Origin of the sequence: Actinoplanes sp. NPDC049598 (assembly GCF_040675435.1) — a bacterium.
Lineage (GTDB): Bacteria > Actinomycetota > Actinomycetes > Mycobacteriales > Micromonosporaceae > Actinoplanes.
In genome coordinates this window covers 70,810-90,032 of the sequence record NZ_JBFAOX010000021.1, presented here as the reverse complement: position 1 = coordinate 90,032, position 19,223 = coordinate 70,810, and the positions used below count along the sequence as shown (strand labels likewise).

Below are 19,223 nucleotides of genomic sequence, written 5' to 3'. Positions count from 1 at the left end.
GACAACGTTGTCAGGCGGGGTGAAGCTGGCGATCTTCGATCCGGTTGAAGACCACAGTGGAGTCCGCATGACGTATGTCTGGCCGAGACGGTGGATGGCCGTCGCCGGTGCGCTGGTTTTACCGATAAGCCTCTTCGGGATCCCGTCCGCGGCGAGCGCCGCCGTCAAGCCGGGCGACTTCGCCTCCTCGTTCGAGAGCGGCGACAAGCAGCCCGCGGCCAGCACGGCCGAGCTCGGCCCCAACGGCAAGCCGCTGCAGGGCAACCTGACCGGCTCGATCCGGGCCGGTCTGCCGGGCAGCGTGCTCGACCAGGTCACCGCCGTGACCGCCAGCGGCGAGAACGCGCCCGGCGAGACCGCGGTCAAGCTCAAGGACGGCGACTCGTCGACCAAGTGGCTGGTCTTCAGCCCGACCGGCTGGGTCACCTACCAGCTGGCCCAGCCCACGACCGTGGTCAAGTACTCGCTGACCTCGGCCAACGACGCGCCCGGGCGCGATCCCAAGGACTTCGCCCTGCAGGGCTCGGCCGACGGCTCGCAGTGGACCGACCTGGACAAGCGCACCGGTCAGAGCTTCGGCGGCCGCTACGCGACCAACACCTACACCTTCACCAACACCACGCCGTACGCGTTCTACCGGCTGAACGTCACGGCCAACTCGGGCGACTCGCTCGTGCAGCTGGCCGACTGGGACATCAGCGACGGCACCGACGTACGGCCGCCGGCCACCCCGATGGTCAGCGTGGTCGGCGACGGACCCACACGTGGGGCCAACATGCTGGCCAAGGCCGGGTTCACCGGCGTCGCGTCGCTGCGGTACGCCGGCGGGGCCGAGGCGGACGGCAGAGCGTACGGCACCAACAAGCTCTTCGACGTGAACATCCCGGTCGGGCCCAAGTCGCGGCTGAGCTACAAGATCTTCCCCGAGCTCACCGGGGAGAACCTGCAGTACCCGTCGACCTACGCGGCGGTCGACCTGCACTTCACCGACGGCAGCTACCTCAGCAAGAAGTCGCCGGTCGACCAGCACGGCAACGCGCTCACCGCGGCCGGGCAGGGCGCGGCCAAGGCGCTGTTCGCCGACGAGTGGAACGCGGTCTCCTCGGACATCGGCGCGGTCGCCAACGGCAAGACGATCGACCGGATCCTGCTGTCCTACGACAACCCGGGCGCCACCGCGGCGACCCGCTTCCAGGGCTGGCTCGACGACGTCACGGTCACCGGCACGCCGACGGCGATCAACGGCTCGGCGCTGACGAACTACGTCGACACCCGGCGCGGCACGAACGCGACCGGTGGCTTCTCGCGCGGCAACAACCTGCCGCTCGCGGCGTTGCCGAACGGCTTCAACTTCCTGACGCCGGTCACCAACGCCACGTCGAACTCCTGGGAGTACGACTACCAGCGGGCCAACAACGCGGCCAACCTCCCGACGCTGCAGGGCCTGGCCATCTCGCACGAGCCCAGCCCGTGGATGGGCGACCGCAACCAGATGTCGATCATGCCGGTGCTGGCCGGCGGCAACACGACCGGCGCGCCGAGCACCCGGGCGGTCGCCTTCAGCCACAACGACGAGATCGCCCGGCCCGACTTCTACAGCGTCAAGCTGCAGAACGGCCTGACCGCCCGGATGGCTCCGGCCGACCACGCCGCGATCATGGAGTTCACCTTCCCGGCCGGGCAGACCAGCGGCGCGCTCGTCTTCCAGAACGGCAACTTCACGTACGCGGCGGACGGCACCTTCACCGGCTGGGTGGACAACGGCAGCGGGCTCTCCGCCGGCCGTAGCCGCATGTTCGTCTCCGGCGCCTTCGACCGCGCGCCGTCCGGCTCGGCCGCCGCGTCGGCCTCGTTCGACCTCACGGCGAGCCCGACGGTGACCGTGCGCTTCGCGACGTCGTTCCTCTCGGTCGACCAGGCTCGCAAGAACCTCGACCTGGAGGCCACCGGCAAGAGCTTCGACCGGATCCGGGCCGCCGCCACCACCGCCTGGCAGAGCCGCCTCGAGCGGGTCTCGGTCAAGGGCGCGACGGAGACGCAGCTGGTCACGCTCTACTCCAACCTGTACCGGCTCAACCTCTACCCGAACTCGCAGTCGGAGAACACCGGCACCGCCGCCAAGCCGCACTGGCAGTACGCGAGCCCGGTGTCGGCCCCGACCGGCACGTCGACCGCCACCACGACCGGGGCGAAGATCGTCGACGGGCAGATCTACGTCAACAACGGCTTCTGGGACACGTACCGCACGGTCTGGCCGGCGTACACGCTGCTCTACCCGGAGATCGCCGGGAAGATCGCCGACGGGTTCGTCCAGCAGTACCGCGACGGCGGCTGGGTCGCGCGGTGGTCCTCGCCCGGGTACGCCGACCTGATGACCGGCACCTCGGCGAATGTGGCGCTCGCGGAGGCGTACGTCAACGGGGTGAAGCTCCCGGACCCGCTGGGCGCCTACGACTCGGCCGTGAAGGACGCGACGGTCGCCTCCGGGCGCAGCGCGGTGGGCCGCAAGGGGATCGAGACGTCGCTGTTCCTCGGCTACACGCCGACCACGACCGGTGAGTCAGTGTCGTGGGCCCTCGAGGGGTTCATCAACGACTACGGCATCGGCAACATGGCGTACGACCTCTCGCGTGACCCGGCCACCCCGAAAGCGCGACGGGCGCAGCTGGCCGAGGAGTCGGAGTATTTCCTCTCCCGGGCCCGCAACTACGTCAACCTGTTCGACCCGAAGTCGAAGTTCTTCCAGGGACGCGACGCGGCCGGCACCTTCCTCGACGGCGACCCGCTCGACTGGGGTGGCGTCTACACCGAGACCAACGGCTGGAACTTCGCCTTCACCGCGCCGCACGACGGGCAGGGACTGGCCAACCTGTACGGATCTCGCGCGGCCCTCGAGAAGAAGCTGGACGAGTTCTTCGCCACGCCGGAGAAGGCCGACCGCCCCGGCGGTTACGGCGGCATCATCCACGAGATGCTCGAGGCGCGGGCCGTACGGATGGGTCAGCTCGGCATGAGCAACCAGCCCTCGCACCACATCCCCTACATGTATCTCTACGCCGGCAAGCCCTCGAAGTCGCAGGCGGCCGTCCGCGAGATCCTGCGGCGGCTCTACGTGGGCAGCGAGATCGGCCAGGGCTACCTCGGTGACGAGGACAACGGTGAGATGTCGTCCTGGTACATCCTGAGCTCGCTCGGCCTCTACCCGCTGCAGGTCGGCTCGTCGGGCTGGGTGCTCGGCTCGCCGCAGTTCAGCCAGATGACCGTGCACCGCCCGGGCGGCGACCTCACGGTCAAGGCCAGGAACAACAGCGTGAAGAACGTCTACGTGCAGAACGTCAAGGTCAACGGCCGGTCGTACGGGTCGACCAGCGTCGACTCGTCGGTCTTCAAGCGGGGCGGCACGATCGAGTTCACGATGGGCCCCCGCCCGACGTCGTGGGGCAGCATTGCGCCGCCGCCCTCCTTGACCAAGGGCAAGTCGGCGCCGAAGCCGCTGCAGGACACCACCGGACCCGGCCTCGGCACGAGCAACGCGGCCCAGCTGTTCGACGACTCGTCGAGCACGCAGCTGACGTTCGACTCGGCCACGCCGACCGTCACCTGGGCCTACCGGGGCGGCAAGCAGACGCCCACCTACTACACGCTGACCTCGGGCGCGGCCGCTGGGGACCCCACCGACTGGAAGCTGCAGGGCTCCAAGGACGGAGTCACCTGGACCACGGTCGACTCCCGCCGGGGCGAGGTCTTCCCGTGGCGCAACCAGACCCGGCCGTTCGAGATCAGCCGGCCCGGACGGTTCGCCCAGTTCCGGTTGGTCGTCGGCAAGTCCACCGGCCCGTCGGTCACCCTCGCGGAGATCGAGCTGCTCGCCGGCGGTGACGTCGAGCTCGGCGGCGGCGCGGTTGCGGTGGACGGCGTCCCGACCGTGCCGGCCACCTCCGGGACCGCGGTGTCGGTCCCGCTGGCCACCGTCACCGGCGGCACCGCGAGCGGATACAAGGCGACGATCGACTGGGGTGACGGCACGCCGGCCACCACCGGCACGACGGCGCTGAGCTCGCGGGCCGTCTACAGCGTGAGCGGCTCCCACACGTACGCCGAGCCGGGTTACTACCAGGCGTCGGTCACCGTCACCGACGGCGTCAGCCAGGGCTCGGCGACGGTCGGGGTCGACGTGGCGTACGCGCCGGAAGGCGGCCTCGTCCGTTCCTTCGACACGGTGTGCATCGGCCAGGACGGGGTGCGGGCGGCCAACTGCGACGCCAAGAACTGGGCGTACTCGGCCACCGCGCTGGCCGCGGCCGGTGTCACGCCGGGCCAGCCGGTCACCGTGCCGGGGGCGGGCCTGCACTTCACGCTGCCGGCCACGCCCGCCGGTCAGCCCGACAACGCCACCGGCAACGGCAAGACGATCACGCTCAACCTGCCCGCCGACGCCAAGAGCATCTCGTTCATCGGCGCCGGGACGCAGGGCAACCAGAGCACGACCGGGACTGCTCGTTTCAGCGACGGCACCACCGCGTCGCTTCCGATCCAGCTCAGCGACTGGACCCTTGGGGGCAACCCCAACGGCACCCCGTCGTACGGAAACGTGGTCGTGGCCAAGTCGGCCTACCGGCTGCTCGGCACGAGCCGGGACAGCGCGCAGCCGTTCCTGTTCGCCACCGCGCCCTACCAGATCCCGGCGGGCAAGACACTGGTCTCGGTGACCCTGCCGACACAGACCGGCGACCCCGGCTCGGCGGGCCGCATCCACGTGTTCGCCGTCGCGGACGACGGCACGGCGCCGGCCCCGCTGACGCTGACCGCCCCGGCCGACCAGACGGCCACCGCCGGCCAGTCCCTCACGGCCCAGCTGGGCACGACCACCGGCGGCAACGCCCGGGTCCAGTGGGGTGACGGCACGGTCCCGTCGTCCGCGACGGTCTCCGCCACCGGGGAGATCAGCGGATCGCACACCTACACCCAAGCGGGCACCTACACCGTGCACGTCACCGCCTGGGACACCCTGTCCAGCAAGACGGCAACCTTCACCGTGACCGTCGCCACCGCCCCGGCGGCGGCGAAACCCACCACGCTGAAGGCGGCCACCGCCCCCGCGCAACCCGCCTACGCCCCGGAGGCCTCCCTCTCGGTCACCACGGGCCCGCGCGGCACGGCCATCACCGTCGACGGTTCCGGCTTCGCCCCGAACGAGCCCGTCACCGGCACCTTCGGCCACGGCCTCACCACCACCAGGCTCCACGCCAACGCCGACGGCATCGTCACGAGCGAAACCATCAGCGTCCCCGGAGCCGCCCAACCGGGCGCCACCACCATCACCCTGACCGGCACCACCTCATCGGCCAAGGTCGAGACCCCCTTCACCGTCACCAAGTGATCACGTCCGCTGGGTGAGCCGATCCGGGCTCACCCAGCGGCACGGACAGCAGCGATGAGCCACGAGCACAGCACCTACTTCAATCCGCCGCCGGCGACGCCAGCCGATGTCACCGCCGCTCTTAGTGACGACGATGTCAGCGGCGCGGCTGAACGCCATGGCCGGCTGCGCCCTGCACGGCCACGGCGACTGGAAGGAACGGCAAGACCTCGACCTGAGCCTGCTCGATCATGCTGATCGGCAGGTTCAAGTCTCGCCGCTACCTGCCCAGGACATCTGGCGTCTCCCGCACCTGAAGGATGCGCTGCAGCTCGTCGGCCAGGACCCAGATCGCGGTGACGCGGCCGTCCGGGCCGACGGTGAGGATGTCGATGCCGAGCCCGTCCACCACGCGCCCGGTCGCCGGCGGTTCGCCCAGGGGAGTGGACCACGCGCCGGTATGTTTCGCCCGATGCCGGAACGCCACGGTCAGCTTGCCCGGCGCACGAACCAGCTCCACTATCTCGATGTCATGATCGGTGAACGCGGCATGCAGCGCCCGGGCCCGCGCGACCAGCCCGGCCACCGGCATCGGCACCCCGTTGATGAGCACCGGATCGGCATACACCCGCCGGAACGCCGCCTCGGCACCGCCGTGCTCGGCCGGCGGCACCCGCCACAACGCGAACAGCTGCTCCTCAAGCCCCATGACCGCCTCCGGCCGCAGGCTAACCGCCGCCACCCCGGCCCGTCTGCAAGATCTCGGACAGGGAGCCGCTCGCCAGTCATGGAGGCAGGACGAAAGGCGGGGCCCCCAACCTCGGCCGCGTGCTGGGCCCGAGCCCGGGACGACCAGTACGGCATCGCCCGCTCGCCACTGGACGTCATGGGCGTGGGACTTCCCTGATCGTCCCGCACGTACCAGACGGTGCCATGCCGAGCGACCGCACGGAAGAACGCGGCCGCCTGGCTCCCGCTCTGACTCACAGAGCGGGACGTTAACAGAGAAGCCGACCTCAACGCTTAGTCAGCGCGCATCCCGTGGGCCCCACATGGGTGGCTCGGGGACGAGGGGCGAGCAGTCGCCGTAGGGGTCGTGCATCAGTCGGCTCGGCCGCTTATCGAACCTCGACCCGCACCGGGTGTGACTGCCACAGCACTGCGCCTTCGGGACCTGCCTGCGGCCACCACGGCGGCGACCCCGGCGGCGATCCAGATGCTCCACCGCACCGGCCCCGCCATCGGACCCGCCGCGGGTGGCGCCTGCTCGGCTACGTCCTGATCAAGTGGGGCTGCGAGCCGGCGTCGCTGCTGCTCGGCTTCGTCCTGGGGCCCCTGCTGGAGGAGAACCTGCGGCGAGCCCCTGATCATCTCCCGCGGCGACCCGTCGATCTTCCTCACCCGGCCGAACTCCGCGGCGCTCCTGGCGCTGACGGTGGCGGTCCTGGTTATCGCCGCCCTCCCGGTGATCCGGCGGCGTCGCGAGGAAGTCCTCGCCGAGGACGAGTAAGCGGTTCACGCGCGCAGGTAGCGCAGCACGGCCAGCACTCGCCGATGGTCGGTGCGGGCCTGGGGGAGGTCGAGCTTGGTGAAGATGGCGGTGACGTGCTTCTCGACGCTGCGCTCGACCAGGTGCAGGTGCTCGGCGATGGCCACATTGGAGCGGCCCTCGGCGAGCAGGGCGAGGATCTCGCGTTCGCGGTCGCTGAGGCGGGCCAGCCCGGCATCGACGGCGGGGGTCGCGAGCAGCTGGCGGACCACCTCGGGGTCGAGGGCGGTGCCGCCCTCGGCGACGCGCCGCAGGGCGCTGATGAACTCGCCGGTGCTGACGATCCGGTCCTTCAGCAGGTAGCCGACGTGGCCGGCGTTCTCGGTGAGCAGCCGCCGCGCATAACTGGTCTCGACCCACTGCGAGAAGACCAAAACGCCCATTCGGGGGTACGCGGACCTGATCGTCAGCGCCGCCCGAAGCCCCTCATCGGTGTGCGTCGGCGGCATCCGCACGTCGACGACGGCAGCATCGGGTGGCCCGGCGGCGACCGCGGCGAGCAGCGCCTCGGCGTCCGGCACGGCGGCGGTCACCTCGATGTCGTGCTCGCCGAGCAGCAACGCGATGCCGTCCCGCAGCAACGGGTTGTCCTCGGCGATCATCACCCGCACGTCAGTCTCCTTCGGGAAGAACCATGGTCACCACCGTCGGCCCGCCGGGCGGCGAGTCCACGGTGAACTCGCCGTCGAGCGCGGCCGCCCGCCGCCTCAGCCCGGCCAGCCCGGTGCCGCCCTCCGCCGCGCCGCCGTCGCTTGTCACGCCGCTCCCGCCGGTGGCGGCGCCGCTACGAATTGCGGCGCCGCCACCGTTTGCCGGGCCGTCTCGGGTTGCGGCGCCGCCGCGGCCGTTGTCGGTCACGGTGAGGTGGAGGCGGTGGTGCTCGGAACGCAGCTCGACGCGGGCTCTCGTCGCTCCCGAGTGGCGGGCGATGTTGGTGAGGAGCTCGGCCACCGCGAAGTACAGGGCCGAGGCCGTCGCGTCGGGCGGGCGTCCGGCCAGGGCGACGCTCACCTGGACCGGCACGGCGCTGCGGGCGGCCAGCGAGGCCAGGGCGACCTCGAGGCCGTCGTCCAGGGCGGGCGGGTGCATGCCGCGGACGATGTCGCGCAGCTCGGTCAGCGCCTCGGTGACCGAGCCCCGGGCGTCCGCCGCCAGCGTACGGACCGGCTCCTCGGTGCTGCGGCTCTCGATGCGCGACAGGGTGAGGCCGAGCGCGACCAGCCGGGCCTGGGTGCCGTCGTGCAGGTCGCGTTCGACCCGGCGCAGCAGGGCGGCCGCGTCGGACTGCAGGGCGGCCCGCCCGGCCTCGAGGGCGGCGATGCGCTGCTGCGACCGGCTCGGGTGCAGCAGACCTCGTACGAGGAACCGGTCGATCAGCACCATCACCCGCACCCACCATGGCGTCGCGAGGACGACCGCGGCGCCCTGCAAGGCGATCCGCAGCGTGCCGGTCCAGGTGTCGCTGTCGAAGACCGGCCAGTCGCGCGGAACGACCAACCACCACAGTGGATAGGTCAGGCCGAGCGGACCGAGCACCACGCCGACCAGCCCCGCGTAGGCCCCGGCGACCATGACCGGCCAGTGGGCGAGGCTGTAGGCCAGCGCCCGCCACGCCGTCGGGTCACCCGGCAGCGCCCGGATCCGCCCCCACAGCGTGCGGGCCGGCAGCCGCGGCGGGTTCTCCCATTCCCAATCCAGCAGCAGCCGGGCCGGACCCCGGAACCATCGGGGGAGGAGCCGCCCCAAAGCCAGCACCCCGACCAGCACGGGCAGCCCGACGGTCAGCACCGACAGCGCGGACGCGACGACGGCGACGAGGGCCAGCGCGAACGGCAGCACCCCCACGAACACCCCGCCGACCAGGTAGGCCAGCTCCCGCCAGGCCCGCCCGCTCGCCCAAGCGGTCAGCACGCTCAGCGAAACGGTCCGAACCCGAGCGGTCAGCACGCTCAGCGAAACCGTCCGGGCCCGAGCGGTCAGCACGCTCAGCGAAACGGCCCGGGCCCGAGCGGTCAGCACGCTCAGCGAAACGGCCCGGGCCCGAGCGCCAGGAGCGGCCGAGGGCCGGCCCGGCTCGGGGGCCGCGGCCGAGCCGGGGTCCGGTTTGCGTGCGGGAGGGCACGGGGGCCCGGGCTGAGAGGCGGTCAGGAGACCACCTCGATCGGTGGGCGGCGCAGGGCCAGGGCGGCCGGCAGCGCGGTGCCGGCCAGCACCAGGGCGGCCGTGGCGAGTACGCCGGTGACCAGCCAGCTCGCCGGCATCCAGGGTGTCCAGGTGCCCAGCGCGGTGTGCAGCAACGGCAGCGTCGTCGTCGCGGCCACCGCCGCGCCGACCACGAGGGCTGTCCCGGTCACCAGCAGAGCCTCGCAGACGACGAGCCGCAGCGCGCGCCCCCGGGTCGCCCCGGCCAGCTGGATGACGGCCAGGTCCCGGCGCCGGGCGAGCACGACGGTCACCAGCGTGTTGACCGCGGCCACGGCCGCGAACGCGACGTAGACGGCCGTCCCGGAATACTCCAGCCATGTGTCGGCGGCGTCCGGCGCCGTGCCGGACACGCGCTCGCCGGTATTCAGGATGATCACCTTGACGGCGGTGAACGCGATGGCCAGGGTCAGCGGCACCAGAGCGCCGGAGAGGGCCTTGGCCCGTACGCCGATCGCGTCGCCGGCCAGGCGCCCGGTGTCCCCGAACAAGCGCCCCACCAGCGCGGCCACCTTGAGCAGGGCCGGCCCGAGGAGCCCGGCCCCGACGCAGAGGGCGAGCATGACGAACAGCCCGAGCTGATCGGTGGTCTCGGCGTCCAGACCGGCGATCGCGACCGACAGCACGACCCCGCCCGCCACCAGGACAAGACCGGCGGCCGTCCGCACCTTGCCGATCCGCCGCCGCGGCGCGCCCGACTCGGCCAGGGCGACGGCGGGCCGGATCCGCGACGGCCGGATCGCCGCGACCATCGCGCCCACCAGTGACGTACCGACCGTGACGGCCACCGCGATCGGAAGCGCACCCGGGTGCCCCTGGAAGGTCACCGCAGCCGGGGCGAGGCCGTGCGCGACGAGCCCGTCGATCCAGGCCCGCCCGCCGAGGGCGCCCAGCGGCACCCCGAACAGCGTGGCCGGCACGGCGACGATCGCCGCCTGGGCCGCCACCGAGCGGCGGACCCGTCCCGGGGTGGCGCCGATGGCCCGCACCAGCGCGATGTCGCGCGCCTGCTGGGCGATGGTCGCGGCCATCGTCACCCCCACGATGATGATCGACAGATAGATCGCGATCATGACGAAGATGATCGCGATGTCGGCCACGCCGCTGTCGGTCAGCGCCTGCCGGGCCGCCGCGTCCAGCGGCGCCCGGTCGATCGACGTGGTGATGCCGAGCCCGGCCGCGACCAGCGCCGCCGCCAGCATCTGAGTCGAGAACGGCCCGAGGAACGACCAGGGGTTGCGTCTGAGCGCCTGCCGGATCACCGCGTCACCACCGTCGGCTTCGGCCCGCAAAGCGAGCCCGAGCCGTGCCCCAGCTCCTGCCGGATCATGCCGCCACCGCCGTCGACATCGTGCGCAGCCGATCGGCGATCGTCTCCGCATCCGGGGTCGGCGCGTCGGTGGCCACCGTGCCGTCGCGCAGCATCACGAGCCGGTCGCTCCAGGCGGCCGCCCCCGGATCGTGGGTCACCATCAGCACGGTGACGCCGTCCCGGTCGACGGCCTGACGCAGCAGCCGCAGAATCTGACCGCCGGTGCTCGGGTCGAGCGCCCCCGTGGGCTCGTCCGCGAAGATCACCGACGGCCCGGTGACCAGCGCCCGCGCGATCGCCACCCGCTGCCGCTGACCACCGGAGAGCTCACCCACCGGCCGCCGGCCGAAGCCTTGAAGGCCGACCGCCGCCAGCACGTCGTCCACCCCGCGCCGCCGCGGCCCGCCGAGCCGCCCGGGAAGCTTGAGGTTCTGCGCCACGGTCAGCTCGGACAGCAGGTTGTACGACTGGAAGACGAACCCCACCCGATCCCGCCGCCATCGCGCCAGCGGCCCCTCCCGCATCCGCCCGATCTCCCGCCCGGCCAGCCGCACCGACCCCGCACTGGGCCGATCCAGCCCGGCCGCACAGTGCAACAGCGTGCTCTTGCCCGACCCGGTCGCCCCCATGACAGCCACGAACTCCCCGCCCCGCACCCGCAGCGACACCTCGCGCAGAGCCACGATCCCCCGCGGAAACCGGCGCGCCACACCCTCGAGCTCCAAGACGTTTTCCATGCCGTCAAGCCTTGTCGCCCGCCGCGCTCCGGACAGCGGTGCTGCCCTCAGTCTTGAGGTGCGGTTAACCGCACCCCCGGCCTCAGGGACGGTCGGCCGGGCGGTCCCAGCCGTCGCAGGCGTCTTCCTCTTCCTGCTGCTCGCGGAGGATGTCGAGCAGGTCCGGGCCCTCGTGGCCGGTGTCGATGGAGCGGCCGGTCAGGCCGAGCTGGGTGGCGCAGTCGCGGCCGAAGCCCTTGACCATGCGGTCGGCGCGGGTGAGGTGGCCGCAGCGGGGGCAGCGGCGCATCACGGGAGCATCGGGTGGGGCCATCGGCTCCAGTATCACGTGCGGATCTTCGGCGTGGGGGTTAAGGTCTGACTTGTGGGCGTGAAGACCTGGATCGAGGGCTGGCCGGTCTACCAGCAGCTGACCGGGACCGACCCGCTGGGCCGCGGCGCGGCCGCGAAATCGGACGGGTCGCGCGCGTTGACCAGCCGGACCGAGACGGCCGATTCCGTGGCCAAGTCGGTCTGCCCCTACTGCGCTGTGGGCTGTGGGCAGCGGGTCTTCGTCAAGGATGAGAAGGTCGTCCAGATCGAGGGCGACCCGGACAGCCCGATCTCGCGCGGCCGGCTCTGCCCGAAGGGTTCGGCCAGCCTGAGCCTGGTCACTTCGGATCGCCGTCAGCAGCAGGTGCTCTATCGCCGGCCGTACGGCACGGAGTGGGAGTCCCTGGATCTTGACACGGCGATGGACATGATCGCCGACCGGGTGCTGGCCGCGCGCGAGCAGACCTGGGAGGACAGCGACGCCGACGGGCGGCCGCTGAACCGTACGCTGGGCATCTCGAGCCTGGGCGGCGCGACGCTGGACAACGAAGAGAACTATCTGATCAAGAAGCTCTTCACGGCGATCGGCGCCATCCAGATCGAGAACCAGGCCCGTATTTGACACTCCGCCACCGTTCCCGGTCTGGGAACCTCTTTCGGCCGTGGCGGGGCCACCGGATTCCTTCAGGATCTGGCCAACGCCGACTGCATCATCATCCAGGGCTCGAACATGGCGGAAGCGCACCCGGTGGGCTTCCAGTGGGTAGTCGAGGCCAAGAAGCGCGGCGCGAAGATCATCCACATCGATCCTCGTTTCACGCGGACCAGCGCGCTGGCGCACAGCTTCGTGCCGGTGCGGGCGGGCGCTGACATCGCCTTCCTGGGTGGGATCGTCAACTACATCCTGAGCAACGAGAAGGACTTCCGGGAGTACGTGGTCGCGTACACCAATGCGTCCATGATCGTCAGCGAGGAGTTCCAGGACACCGAGGACCTGGACGGGCTGTTCTCCGGCTTCGACCCCGAGACCCGGGCGTACGACCAGTCCAGCTGGCAGTACGCGGGTCAGCAGGACGAGGGCCAGGAGGAGGGCGAGTCGCACGTCGACCGGGAGACCGCCTCCGGGCTCGAGCAGGAGTCGCACGGCCCGCCGATCCCGGCCGACGTGCCCCGCGATCCGACGCTGCAGGATCCGCGTTGCGTCTACCAGGTGCTCAAGCGGCACTATGCCCGGTACACCCCGGAGGTCGTCGAGCGGCTCTGTGGCGTACCGCAGGAGAAGTTCCTCGAGGTCTGTGAGGCCTGGACGGCCAATTCGGGGCGGGAGCGTACGACCGCGCTGGTGTATTCGGTCGGCTGGACGCAGCACAGCGTGGGCGTGCAGTACATCCGCACCGGCGCGATCATCCAGCTGCTGCTGGGCAACATGGGCCGGCCCGGCGGCGGCGTGATGGCGCTGCGCGGGCACGCCAGCATTCAGGGCTCGACCGACATCCCGACGCTGTTCAACCTGCTGCCCGGCTACCTGCCGATGCCGCACTACACGCAGCACGAGACGTTCGACCAGTGGATCGACGCCATCCGGCATCCGGAGCAGTCCGGCTTCTGGGCCAACGCCAAGTCGTACGCGGTGAGCCTGCTCAAGTCGTACTTCGGCGACGCGGCGACCGAGGAGAACGACTTCGGCTACGGCTGGCTGCCCCGGCTGACCGGCGACCACGGCACGTACCAGCAGGTCCTCGACATGATCGACGGGAAGATCAAGGGGTATTTCCTGCTCGGCCAGAACCCGGCGGTCGGCTCGGCCCACGGTCGGGCGCAGCGGCTCGGCATGGCCAATCTCGACTGGCTGGTGGTCCGCGACCTCTTCATGATCGAGAGCGCGACGTTCTGGAAGAGCGGGCCCGAGGTGAGCACCGGCGAGATCGTGCCGGAGCAGTGCAAGACCGAGGTCTTCTTCATGCCGGCGGCGTCGCACGTGGAGAAGGAGGGCACGTTCACGCAGACCCAGCGGATGCTGCAGTGGCGCGAGAAGGCGGTCAACCCGCCGGGCGACGCCCGCAGCGACCTCTGGTTCTTCTACCACCTCGGCCGGCGCCTGCGAAAAAAGCTCGCTGATTCGGACAAACCGCGGGATGACGGCATCAAAGCTCTGACCTGGGAGTACGGCGAGGACGAGCCGGATGCTGAACTCGTCCTGAAGGAGATCAACGGGTACAACCTCAAGGACGGCAAGCTGCTCAGCTCGTTCACCGAGATGAAGCCGGACGGCTCCACCTCCGGCGGCTGCTGGATCTACACCGGGGTCTACAAGGACGGCGTCAACCAGGCCGCGCGGCGCAAGCCGGGCCGCGAGCAGAACTACGTGGCGCTCGAGTGGGGCTGGGTGTGGCCGGCCAACCGGCGCACGCTGTACAACCGCGCCTCGGCCGACCCGGACGGCAAACCCTGGTCGGAGCGGAAGAAGTACGTCTGGTGGGACGAGGCCAAGCAGGAGTGGACCGGCGACGACGTCCCCGACTTCGAGAAGACCAAGCCGCCGTCCTATCGGCCGCCCGAGGGCGCGTCGGGCGTCGAGGCGATCTCCGGCGATGACGCGTTCATCATGCAGGGCGACGGCAAGGGCTGGCTGTACGCTCCGTCGGGGCTGATCGACGGCCCGATGCCGACCCATTACGAGCCGGCCGAGTCGGGCGTGGCCAATCCGCTCTACGGCCAGCAGGCCAACCCGACCCGCAAGGTGTACGACCGCACCGACAATTTGACCAACCCGAGCGCGCCCGATGAGCACGCGAAGGTCTTCCCGTACGTGTTCAGCACGAGCCGCCTGACCGAGCACCACACCGCCGGTGGCATGAGCCGCCAGTTGGCGTACCTCTCGGAACTGCAGCCGGAGATGTTCGTCGAGGTCTCCCCGGAGCTGGCCCGCGAACGCGGCCTGACCCATCTGGGGTGGGCGCACATGGTGACCGCGCGGGCCGCCATCGAGGCCCGCGTGATGATCACCGATAGGCTGACCCCGCTGCGTATCGAGGGGCGGATCGTGCACCAGATCTGGATGCCGTACCACTGGGGCAACGAGGGCCTGGTCACCGGCGACTCGGCCAACGACCTGATCGGCATCACGCTCGACCCGAACGTGCTCATCCAGGAGAGCAAGGTCGGCACGTGTGACATCCGGGCCGGGCGGCGGCCGTCCGGGCCGGGCCTGCTGGCGTACGTTCAGGACTACCGGCGCCGAGCCGGGCTGGAGGGCGACAGTGGGAAATAACAGCCTGTACGGCCCGATCGACCCGGCCACCGACGCCGGCTATGTCGACCCGCCGCCGCGGATGGGCTTCTTCACCGACACGTCGGTCTGCATCGGCTGCAAGGCGTGCGAGGTCGCCTGCAAGGAGTGGAACGCCGTCCCGGACGACGGCTTCAACCTCCTGGGGCAGTCGTACGACAACACGGGCGGGCTGACCGCGAACTCGTGGCGCCACGTGGCGTTCATCGAGCAGCCGCGCTCGTCCTCCGGGGCCGGCACCGACACACCGGGGGCCTTCGCCGGGCTGCCGGTCGGGCCGCCGGCCACTCCGGCGGTCAACGTGGCGGCCGCCGGCACGTCGCAGGACACCGGCACTGCTCCGGGCGTACTGCCGGCTGTGGACGCGCTCGCCGCCGCCGGCACCGCGGGGACCGAGTTCCTGGGCATGCCGATGTCCGGCCTGCCGGGCCAGTCGGCGCCGGGGCCGCGCAGCGACTTCCGCTGGCTGATGATGTCCAACGTCTGCAAGCACTGCACCCACGCCGGCTGCCTCGACGTCTGCCCGACCGGAGCGCTGTTCCGCACCGAGTTCGGCACGGTCGTGGTGCAGCAGGACATCTGCAACGGTTGCGGCTACTGCATCTCCGGCTGCCCGTACGGCGTGATCGACCGCCGGGAGGACGACGGGCGGGCCTGGAAGTGCACGCTCTGCTACGACCGCATCGGCGAGGGCCAGACCCCGGCCTGCGCCAAGGCCTGCCCGACCGAATCGATCCAGTACGGCGAGCTGTCCGAGCTGCGCGAACGGGCGGCCCAGCGGGTCGCCGACCTGCACGGGCAGGGCGTGGACGAGGCCCGGCTGTACGGCCATGACGAGACCGACGGCGTCGGTGGCGACGGCGCGTTCTTCCTGCTCCTGGACGAGCCCGAGGTGTACGGGCTGCCGCCCGACCCGATCGTGCCCACCCGCGACCTGCCGAAGATGTGGAAGCGGGCCGGGCTGGCCGCGCTGACCATGGCCGCGACGGCCGTGGTGGCGTTCGCCGGGCGGCGCGGATGAGCCCGCGCGGCGGCGGGGACCGCTCGATGGTGCCCAAGGCCGAGTTCCAGTCGTACTACGGCCGGCCGATCGTGCGGCCGCCGGTGTGGACCCACGACATCGCGTCGTACCTGTTCACCGGTGGTCTGGCCGCCGGGTCGGCGCTGCTCGCGGCGGGCGCCCAGACGACCGGCGACGTCGCGCTGCGCCGCGCGGGGCGGCTGACGACGCTGGGCGCGCTCGGCGCCAGCACCTACTTCCTGATCATCGACCTCGGGCGGCCGGAGCGGTTCCACCACATGCTGCGGGTGGTCAAGCCGACGTCGCCGATGTCGATGGGCACCTGGATCCTGGCCAGTTTCGGCGGGGCGGCGGCCGTCGCGGGCGCCGCCGAGTTCGCGCCGCTACTGCCGTCCAAAATGCTGCGGCGGGTGCTGCCGCCGGCCGGGGCCGTGGCCGGGTTCGGGGCGGCGGCGCTGGCCCCGGCGCTGGCCACCTACACGGCGGTGCTGTTCGCCGACACGGCGGTGCCGAGCTGGCACGCGGTCCACCCGGAGCTGCCGTTCATGTTCGCCGGCAGCGCCCTGGCCAGCGGGGCCGGGATGGGGCTGATCGCCGCGCCGGGCCGGCCGGCGCGGCGGATGGCGGTGATCGGGGCGGCCGTCGAGCTGATCGCCGGGCATCGGGTCGAGCACGGGCACGGGCTGCTCAGCGAGCCCTACCAGCAGGGGCGGCCGGGGAAGCTGCTCAAGGCGGCCCGGTTGCTGACGGCGGCCGGAGCGGTCGGCGCGGTGCTCGGCCGCCGCTCGCGGGTGGCCTCCGCCCTGTCGGGGTTGTCGCTGCTGGCGGGGTCGGCCCTGACCCGTTTCGGGGTCTTCGAGGCCGGCGTGGTGTCGGCCAAGGACCCCAAGTACACCGTGGTGCCGCAGCGGGAACGACTAGCGCGCGGCGCCGACTGACTGCTGCTGCCGCGCCAGCTCCCCGTACATCTCGATCTTGATGTCGAGCATGGACAGGTCGGCCTGGAGCTCGGCGATGCGGGCCAGCACCCGCTCCCGGTGCTCCACGAACAGCCGGAGCCGGTCACCCACCGTGTCATCACCGGCGCGCACCATCTCGGCGTACCGCCGCATGTCGCGAACCGGCATGCCGGTCGCCCGCAGCCGGATCAGCAACCGCAACCAGCCGAGATCGTCGTCGCTGTAGCGGCGGCGGCCGGCCGTGTCCCGCTCGACCGGAGCGACCAGGCCCTCCTGCTCATACCACCGCAAAGTGTGCGCGGTGAGCCCGACCCGCTCCGCGACCTCGCCCACAGTGAGTCCCTGCACCATGGGGTTCATTCTCGCTCATCGCACCTGGATCGTGCTGCCCCCGACCGCCGGCACCAGCTCACCGATGACCGGAAAACCCGGCACCTCGCCGGCCACGAGCAGCCCGCCACTGGTCTGGGCGTCGGCCAGCAGAAGCAGCTCGTCCTCGCCGGCGCCGCCCGCGTCCAGGTGCGGCCGCACCCAGTCGAGATTGCGGCGCGTCCCGCCACTGACGTACCCCTCCCGCAGCGCCTGCCGGGCCCCCGGCAGGTACGGAACCGCGGCCGCCTCGACGCGCGCGGTGACCCCGCTGGCCCGGGCGAGCTTGTGCAGATGCCCCAGCAGCCCGAACCCGGTCACATCGGTCGCGCAGACGACGCCGTTCTCGAGCGCCTTCTTCGAAGCCGCGGCATTGAGAGTCGTCATCGCGGCGACGGCCTCGGGGAACACCTCACCGGTCGACTTGTGCCGGCTGTTGAGCACACCGATCCCCAACGGCTTGGTGAGCGTGAGCGGCACACCCGGCTTGCCCGCGTCGTTGCGCATGAGCCGCGCCGGGTCGGCGACCCCGGTGACCGCCATGCCGTACTTCGGCTCCGGATCGTCCACACTGTGCCCACCGGCCACGTGACACTGCGCCTCGGCGGCCACGTCGAGCCCCCCACGCAGCACCTCGGCGGCCAGCTCCATCGGCAGCTCCTCACGCGGCCAGGACAGCAGATTCACCCCGACCACCGGCGTGCCGCCCATCGCGTACACATCGGAGAGCGCGTTGGCCACGGCGATCCGCCCCCAGTCGTACGCGTCGTCGACCACCGGCGTGAAAAAGTCGGCCGTAGCCACGATCGCCGTCCCATGGGCGATCTTGACCACCGCCGCGTCGTCCCCGTCGTCCAGCCCGACCAGCAGCTCCCCGGGCCCTTGAGGCATCTTCACCCCGACCAGCCCGGCCACCACGCTCTCCAGCTCACCCGGCGGGATCTTGCAGGCACAGCCACCGCCATGCGCGTACTGCGTAAGACGAGTCACCCGCCCACTCTGACACGCTGTGCCGCTATTGTGTCCAGCGGAGGCGTTCAGGTGGCTGGTGCCCCTCCCGGTCTTCAAAACCGGTGTGGCCCGGCACCCGGGCCAGGCGGGTTCGATTCCCGTCCGCCTCCGCTCACCAGCGCCCACGCCGTCTCTTCCTGACTTCTGCGATGAGAGGTGAGGTGAGGATTGACAACCTGATAGCGCGGCCAATCTGAGCAGGTCGGGGCAGGAGCGTGCCGCCAACACGCTGTACCGGCGCGTCATCGCCGATTTTCCCGGTTCTCCGGAGGCGGCTTATGCGTGGCGGGGTCTCGGTGGCAACCTCATGGACATCGATGAACCGGATGAGGGCCGGGCGGCGTACCGGGCATCAATATCGGTTCCCGAATCCGTCGCGTCTCATCCCGGCTGGGAGGTGGGCGAGACGTACATCCGATGGGCCATTCGAGAGGCGCAACTGGGGGCAGGCGCGGAAGCCCACAAGCTGTTGTCGCTGGCGGAAGAACGCGGGTCTTTGATCAAGCATGTGTCACGGCGTAGGGAGTTGCACCGACGCATCGATTCGGCCCGTATCGAAGTAACTGAACTGCTCGGAGAAGTCTGAGGGTCGTGACAGGGGCTGCGCATGCCCGGGGCGGAAGGTGCCGGTGTCTCAGCGGCGGTCCAGACCCCGGAGGACGGCGTCGGTGACGGCGCCGTAGGCGAGATGGGGGAGGGCGTCACTCAGCCAGTCGGCGGCGGTCCAGTCCTTGAGGTTGGTGACCTTCAGGGCGGCCATCGACAAATTGGTCGAGGCCATGGTGGCGGCGCCGATCAGCGGGCCGCCCAGGGCGGGTGGTGGGCGTAGGCCGGCTCGCCGGAGCAGGCCGAAGGCGGCGCCGATCGCGACGCCGGTCGCTATGCCGGAGAGGCTGCTCAGGCCGGTCACGCGGTTGTCGCGGGTTTTGCCCTCGCCGGGGATCGGGAAGGGCAGCGCCTCGATCGACTCCTCGGGGGTTTTGCTGGTGGGGCGGCCGCGCAGGGCCATGTCGAGGTAGGTGGCGGCGTTCAGGGCCGCGGTGCCGGCGGCTCCGGCGGCGGCGCCCGCAAGTAGACCCGTACGCATGCCATTGACCTGCCCT

14 protein-coding genes, 1 tRNA gene and 1 pseudogene are annotated in these 19,223 nt (G+C 71.2%); 6 read left to right on the top strand and 10 right to left on the bottom strand.

All coding sequences use genetic code 11. The features are described from left to right. The first annotated feature begins 67 nt into the window (after positions 1-67). The gene (locus AB0J66_RS36335; protein WP_364670818.1) at positions 68-5,380 is read left to right on the top strand and encodes a GH92 family glycosyl hydrolase; all 5,313 of its coding nucleotides are present in this window, start codon (positions 68-70) and stop codon (positions 5,378-5,380) included. A 259-nt stretch (positions 5,381-5,639) separates the two neighbouring features. Here AB0J66_RS36335 and AB0J66_RS36330 read toward each other — a convergent pair whose 3' ends face one another. The 7 genes and pseudogenes from AB0J66_RS36330 to AB0J66_RS36300 form a co-directional block, all read right to left on the bottom strand. Continuing rightward, the gene (locus AB0J66_RS36330) at positions 5,640-6,068 is read right to left on the bottom strand and encodes an ester cyclase (RefSeq protein ID WP_364670815.1); all 429 of its coding nucleotides are present in this window, start codon (positions 6,066-6,068) and stop codon (positions 5,640-5,642) included. Positions 6,069-6,157: 89 nt separating this feature from the next. Further along, positions 6,158-6,346 (bottom strand): annotated as a pseudogene (locus tag AB0J66_RS36325) (DUF2750 domain-containing protein); the annotation flags it as partial. Positions 6,347-6,874: 528 nt separating this feature from the next. Further along, positions 6,875-7,519: a response regulator transcription factor gene (locus tag AB0J66_RS36320; protein ID WP_364670812.1), complete on the bottom strand. Its 645-nt coding sequence runs from the start codon at positions 7,517-7,519 to the stop codon at positions 6,875-6,877. Position 7,520: 1 nt separating this feature from the next. After that, positions 7,521-8,927, bottom strand: coding sequence for a sensor domain-containing protein (locus AB0J66_RS36315; RefSeq protein ID WP_364670810.1), 1,407 nt, complete (start codon positions 8,925-8,927; stop codon positions 7,521-7,523). A gap of 125 nt (positions 8,928-9,052) precedes the next feature. Beyond that, positions 9,053-10,372 (bottom strand): ABC transporter permease, encoded by a 1,320-nt coding sequence (locus AB0J66_RS36310; protein ID WP_364670808.1) that lies wholly within the window; start codon positions 10,370-10,372, stop codon positions 9,053-9,055. A 64-nt stretch (positions 10,373-10,436) separates the two neighbouring features. After that, positions 10,437-11,159 (bottom strand): ABC transporter ATP-binding protein, encoded by a 723-nt coding sequence (locus tag AB0J66_RS36305; RefSeq protein ID WP_364670805.1) that lies wholly within the window; start codon positions 11,157-11,159, stop codon positions 10,437-10,439. A gap of 82 nt (positions 11,160-11,241) precedes the next feature. Continuing rightward, complete coding sequence (locus tag AB0J66_RS36300) at positions 11,242-11,472, bottom strand: hypothetical protein (RefSeq protein ID WP_364670803.1); 231 nt, start codon at positions 11,470-11,472, stop codon at positions 11,242-11,244. Positions 11,473-11,523: 51 nt separating this feature from the next. Between AB0J66_RS36300 and fdh the strand changes: the two genes are divergently transcribed. The 3 genes from fdh to nrfD are packed head-to-tail and all read left to right on the top strand — an operon-like array spanning position 11,524 to position 16,719. After that, the gene (gene fdh, locus AB0J66_RS36295; protein ID WP_364670800.1) at positions 11,524-14,742 is read left to right on the top strand and encodes a formate dehydrogenase; all 3,219 of its coding nucleotides are present in this window, start codon (positions 11,524-11,526) and stop codon (positions 14,740-14,742) included. Then, positions 14,732-15,781 (top strand): 4Fe-4S dicluster domain-containing protein, encoded by a 1,050-nt coding sequence (locus AB0J66_RS36290; RefSeq protein WP_364670798.1) that lies wholly within the window; start codon positions 14,732-14,734, stop codon positions 15,779-15,781. Before fdh ends, AB0J66_RS36290 begins: the two co-directional genes overlap by 11 nt. Then, positions 15,778-16,719, top strand: coding sequence for an NrfD/PsrC family molybdoenzyme membrane anchor subunit (nrfD, locus tag AB0J66_RS36285; RefSeq protein WP_364670795.1), 942 nt, complete (start codon positions 15,778-15,780; stop codon positions 16,717-16,719). The genes AB0J66_RS36290 and nrfD overlap by 4 nt, the downstream gene beginning before the upstream one ends. Here the strand turns inward: nrfD and AB0J66_RS36280 are convergent. Continuing rightward, complete coding sequence (locus AB0J66_RS36280) at positions 16,699-17,091, bottom strand: MerR family transcriptional regulator (protein ID WP_364670792.1); 393 nt, start codon at positions 17,089-17,091, stop codon at positions 16,699-16,701. The genes nrfD and AB0J66_RS36280 overlap by 21 nt on opposite strands. Positions 17,092-17,106: 15 nt before the next feature. Beyond that, complete coding sequence (selD, locus tag AB0J66_RS36275) at positions 17,107-18,099, bottom strand: selenide, water dikinase SelD (protein ID WP_364670789.1); 993 nt, start codon at positions 18,097-18,099, stop codon at positions 17,107-17,109. Between the two features lie 39 nt (positions 18,100-18,138). On the opposite strand from selD, the gene AB0J66_RS36270 reads away from it, so the two are divergent. Together AB0J66_RS36270 and AB0J66_RS36265 are read left to right on the top strand one after the other, a co-directional pair. Further along, a tRNA-Sec gene (locus AB0J66_RS36270) sits at positions 18,139-18,232 on the top strand. Positions 18,233-18,427: 195 nt separating this feature from the next. After that, positions 18,428-18,706 carry a hypothetical protein gene (locus AB0J66_RS36265; protein ID WP_364670786.1) on the top strand — a complete coding sequence of 93 codons (279 nt, stop codon included), beginning with the start codon at positions 18,428-18,430 and terminating at the stop codon, positions 18,704-18,706. Between the two features lie 48 nt (positions 18,707-18,754). Here the strand turns inward: AB0J66_RS36265 and AB0J66_RS36260 are convergent, their stop codons facing one another. Next, complete coding sequence (locus tag AB0J66_RS36260; RefSeq protein WP_364670784.1) at positions 18,755-19,207, bottom strand: hypothetical protein; 453 nt, start codon at positions 19,205-19,207, stop codon at positions 18,755-18,757. Positions 19,208-19,223 lie beyond the last annotated feature (16 nt).

Bases quoted from the DNA above. Each gene is read 5' to 3' on its own strand.
- AB0J66_RS36335 (WP_364670818.1), top strand. From the start codon at position 68: ATGACGTATGTCTGGCCGAGACGGTGGATGGCCGTCGCCGGTGCGCTG.
- AB0J66_RS36330 (WP_364670815.1), bottom strand. From the start codon at position 6,068: ATGGGGCTTGAGGAGCAGCTGTTCGCGTTGTGGCGGGTGCCGCCGGCC.
- AB0J66_RS36305 (WP_364670805.1), bottom strand. From the start codon at position 11,159: ATGGAAAACGTCTTGGAGCTCGAGGGTGTGGCGCGCCGGTTTCCGCGG.
- AB0J66_RS36300 (WP_364670803.1), bottom strand. From the start codon at position 11,472: ATGGCCCCACCCGATGCTCCCGTGATGCGCCGCTGCCCCCGCTGCGGC.
- nrfD (WP_364670795.1), top strand. From the start codon at position 15,778: ATGAGCCCGCGCGGCGGCGGGGACCGCTCGATGGTGCCCAAGGCCGAG.
- AB0J66_RS36280 (WP_364670792.1), bottom strand. From the start codon at position 17,091: ATGGTGCAGGGACTCACTGTGGGCGAGGTCGCGGAGCGGGTCGGGCTC.
- AB0J66_RS36265 (WP_364670786.1), top strand. From the start codon at position 18,428: ATGGACATCGATGAACCGGATGAGGGCCGGGCGGCGTACCGGGCATCA.
- AB0J66_RS36260 (WP_364670784.1), bottom strand. From the start codon at position 19,207: ATGCGTACGGGTCTACTTGCGGGCGCCGCCGCCGGAGCCGCCGGCACC.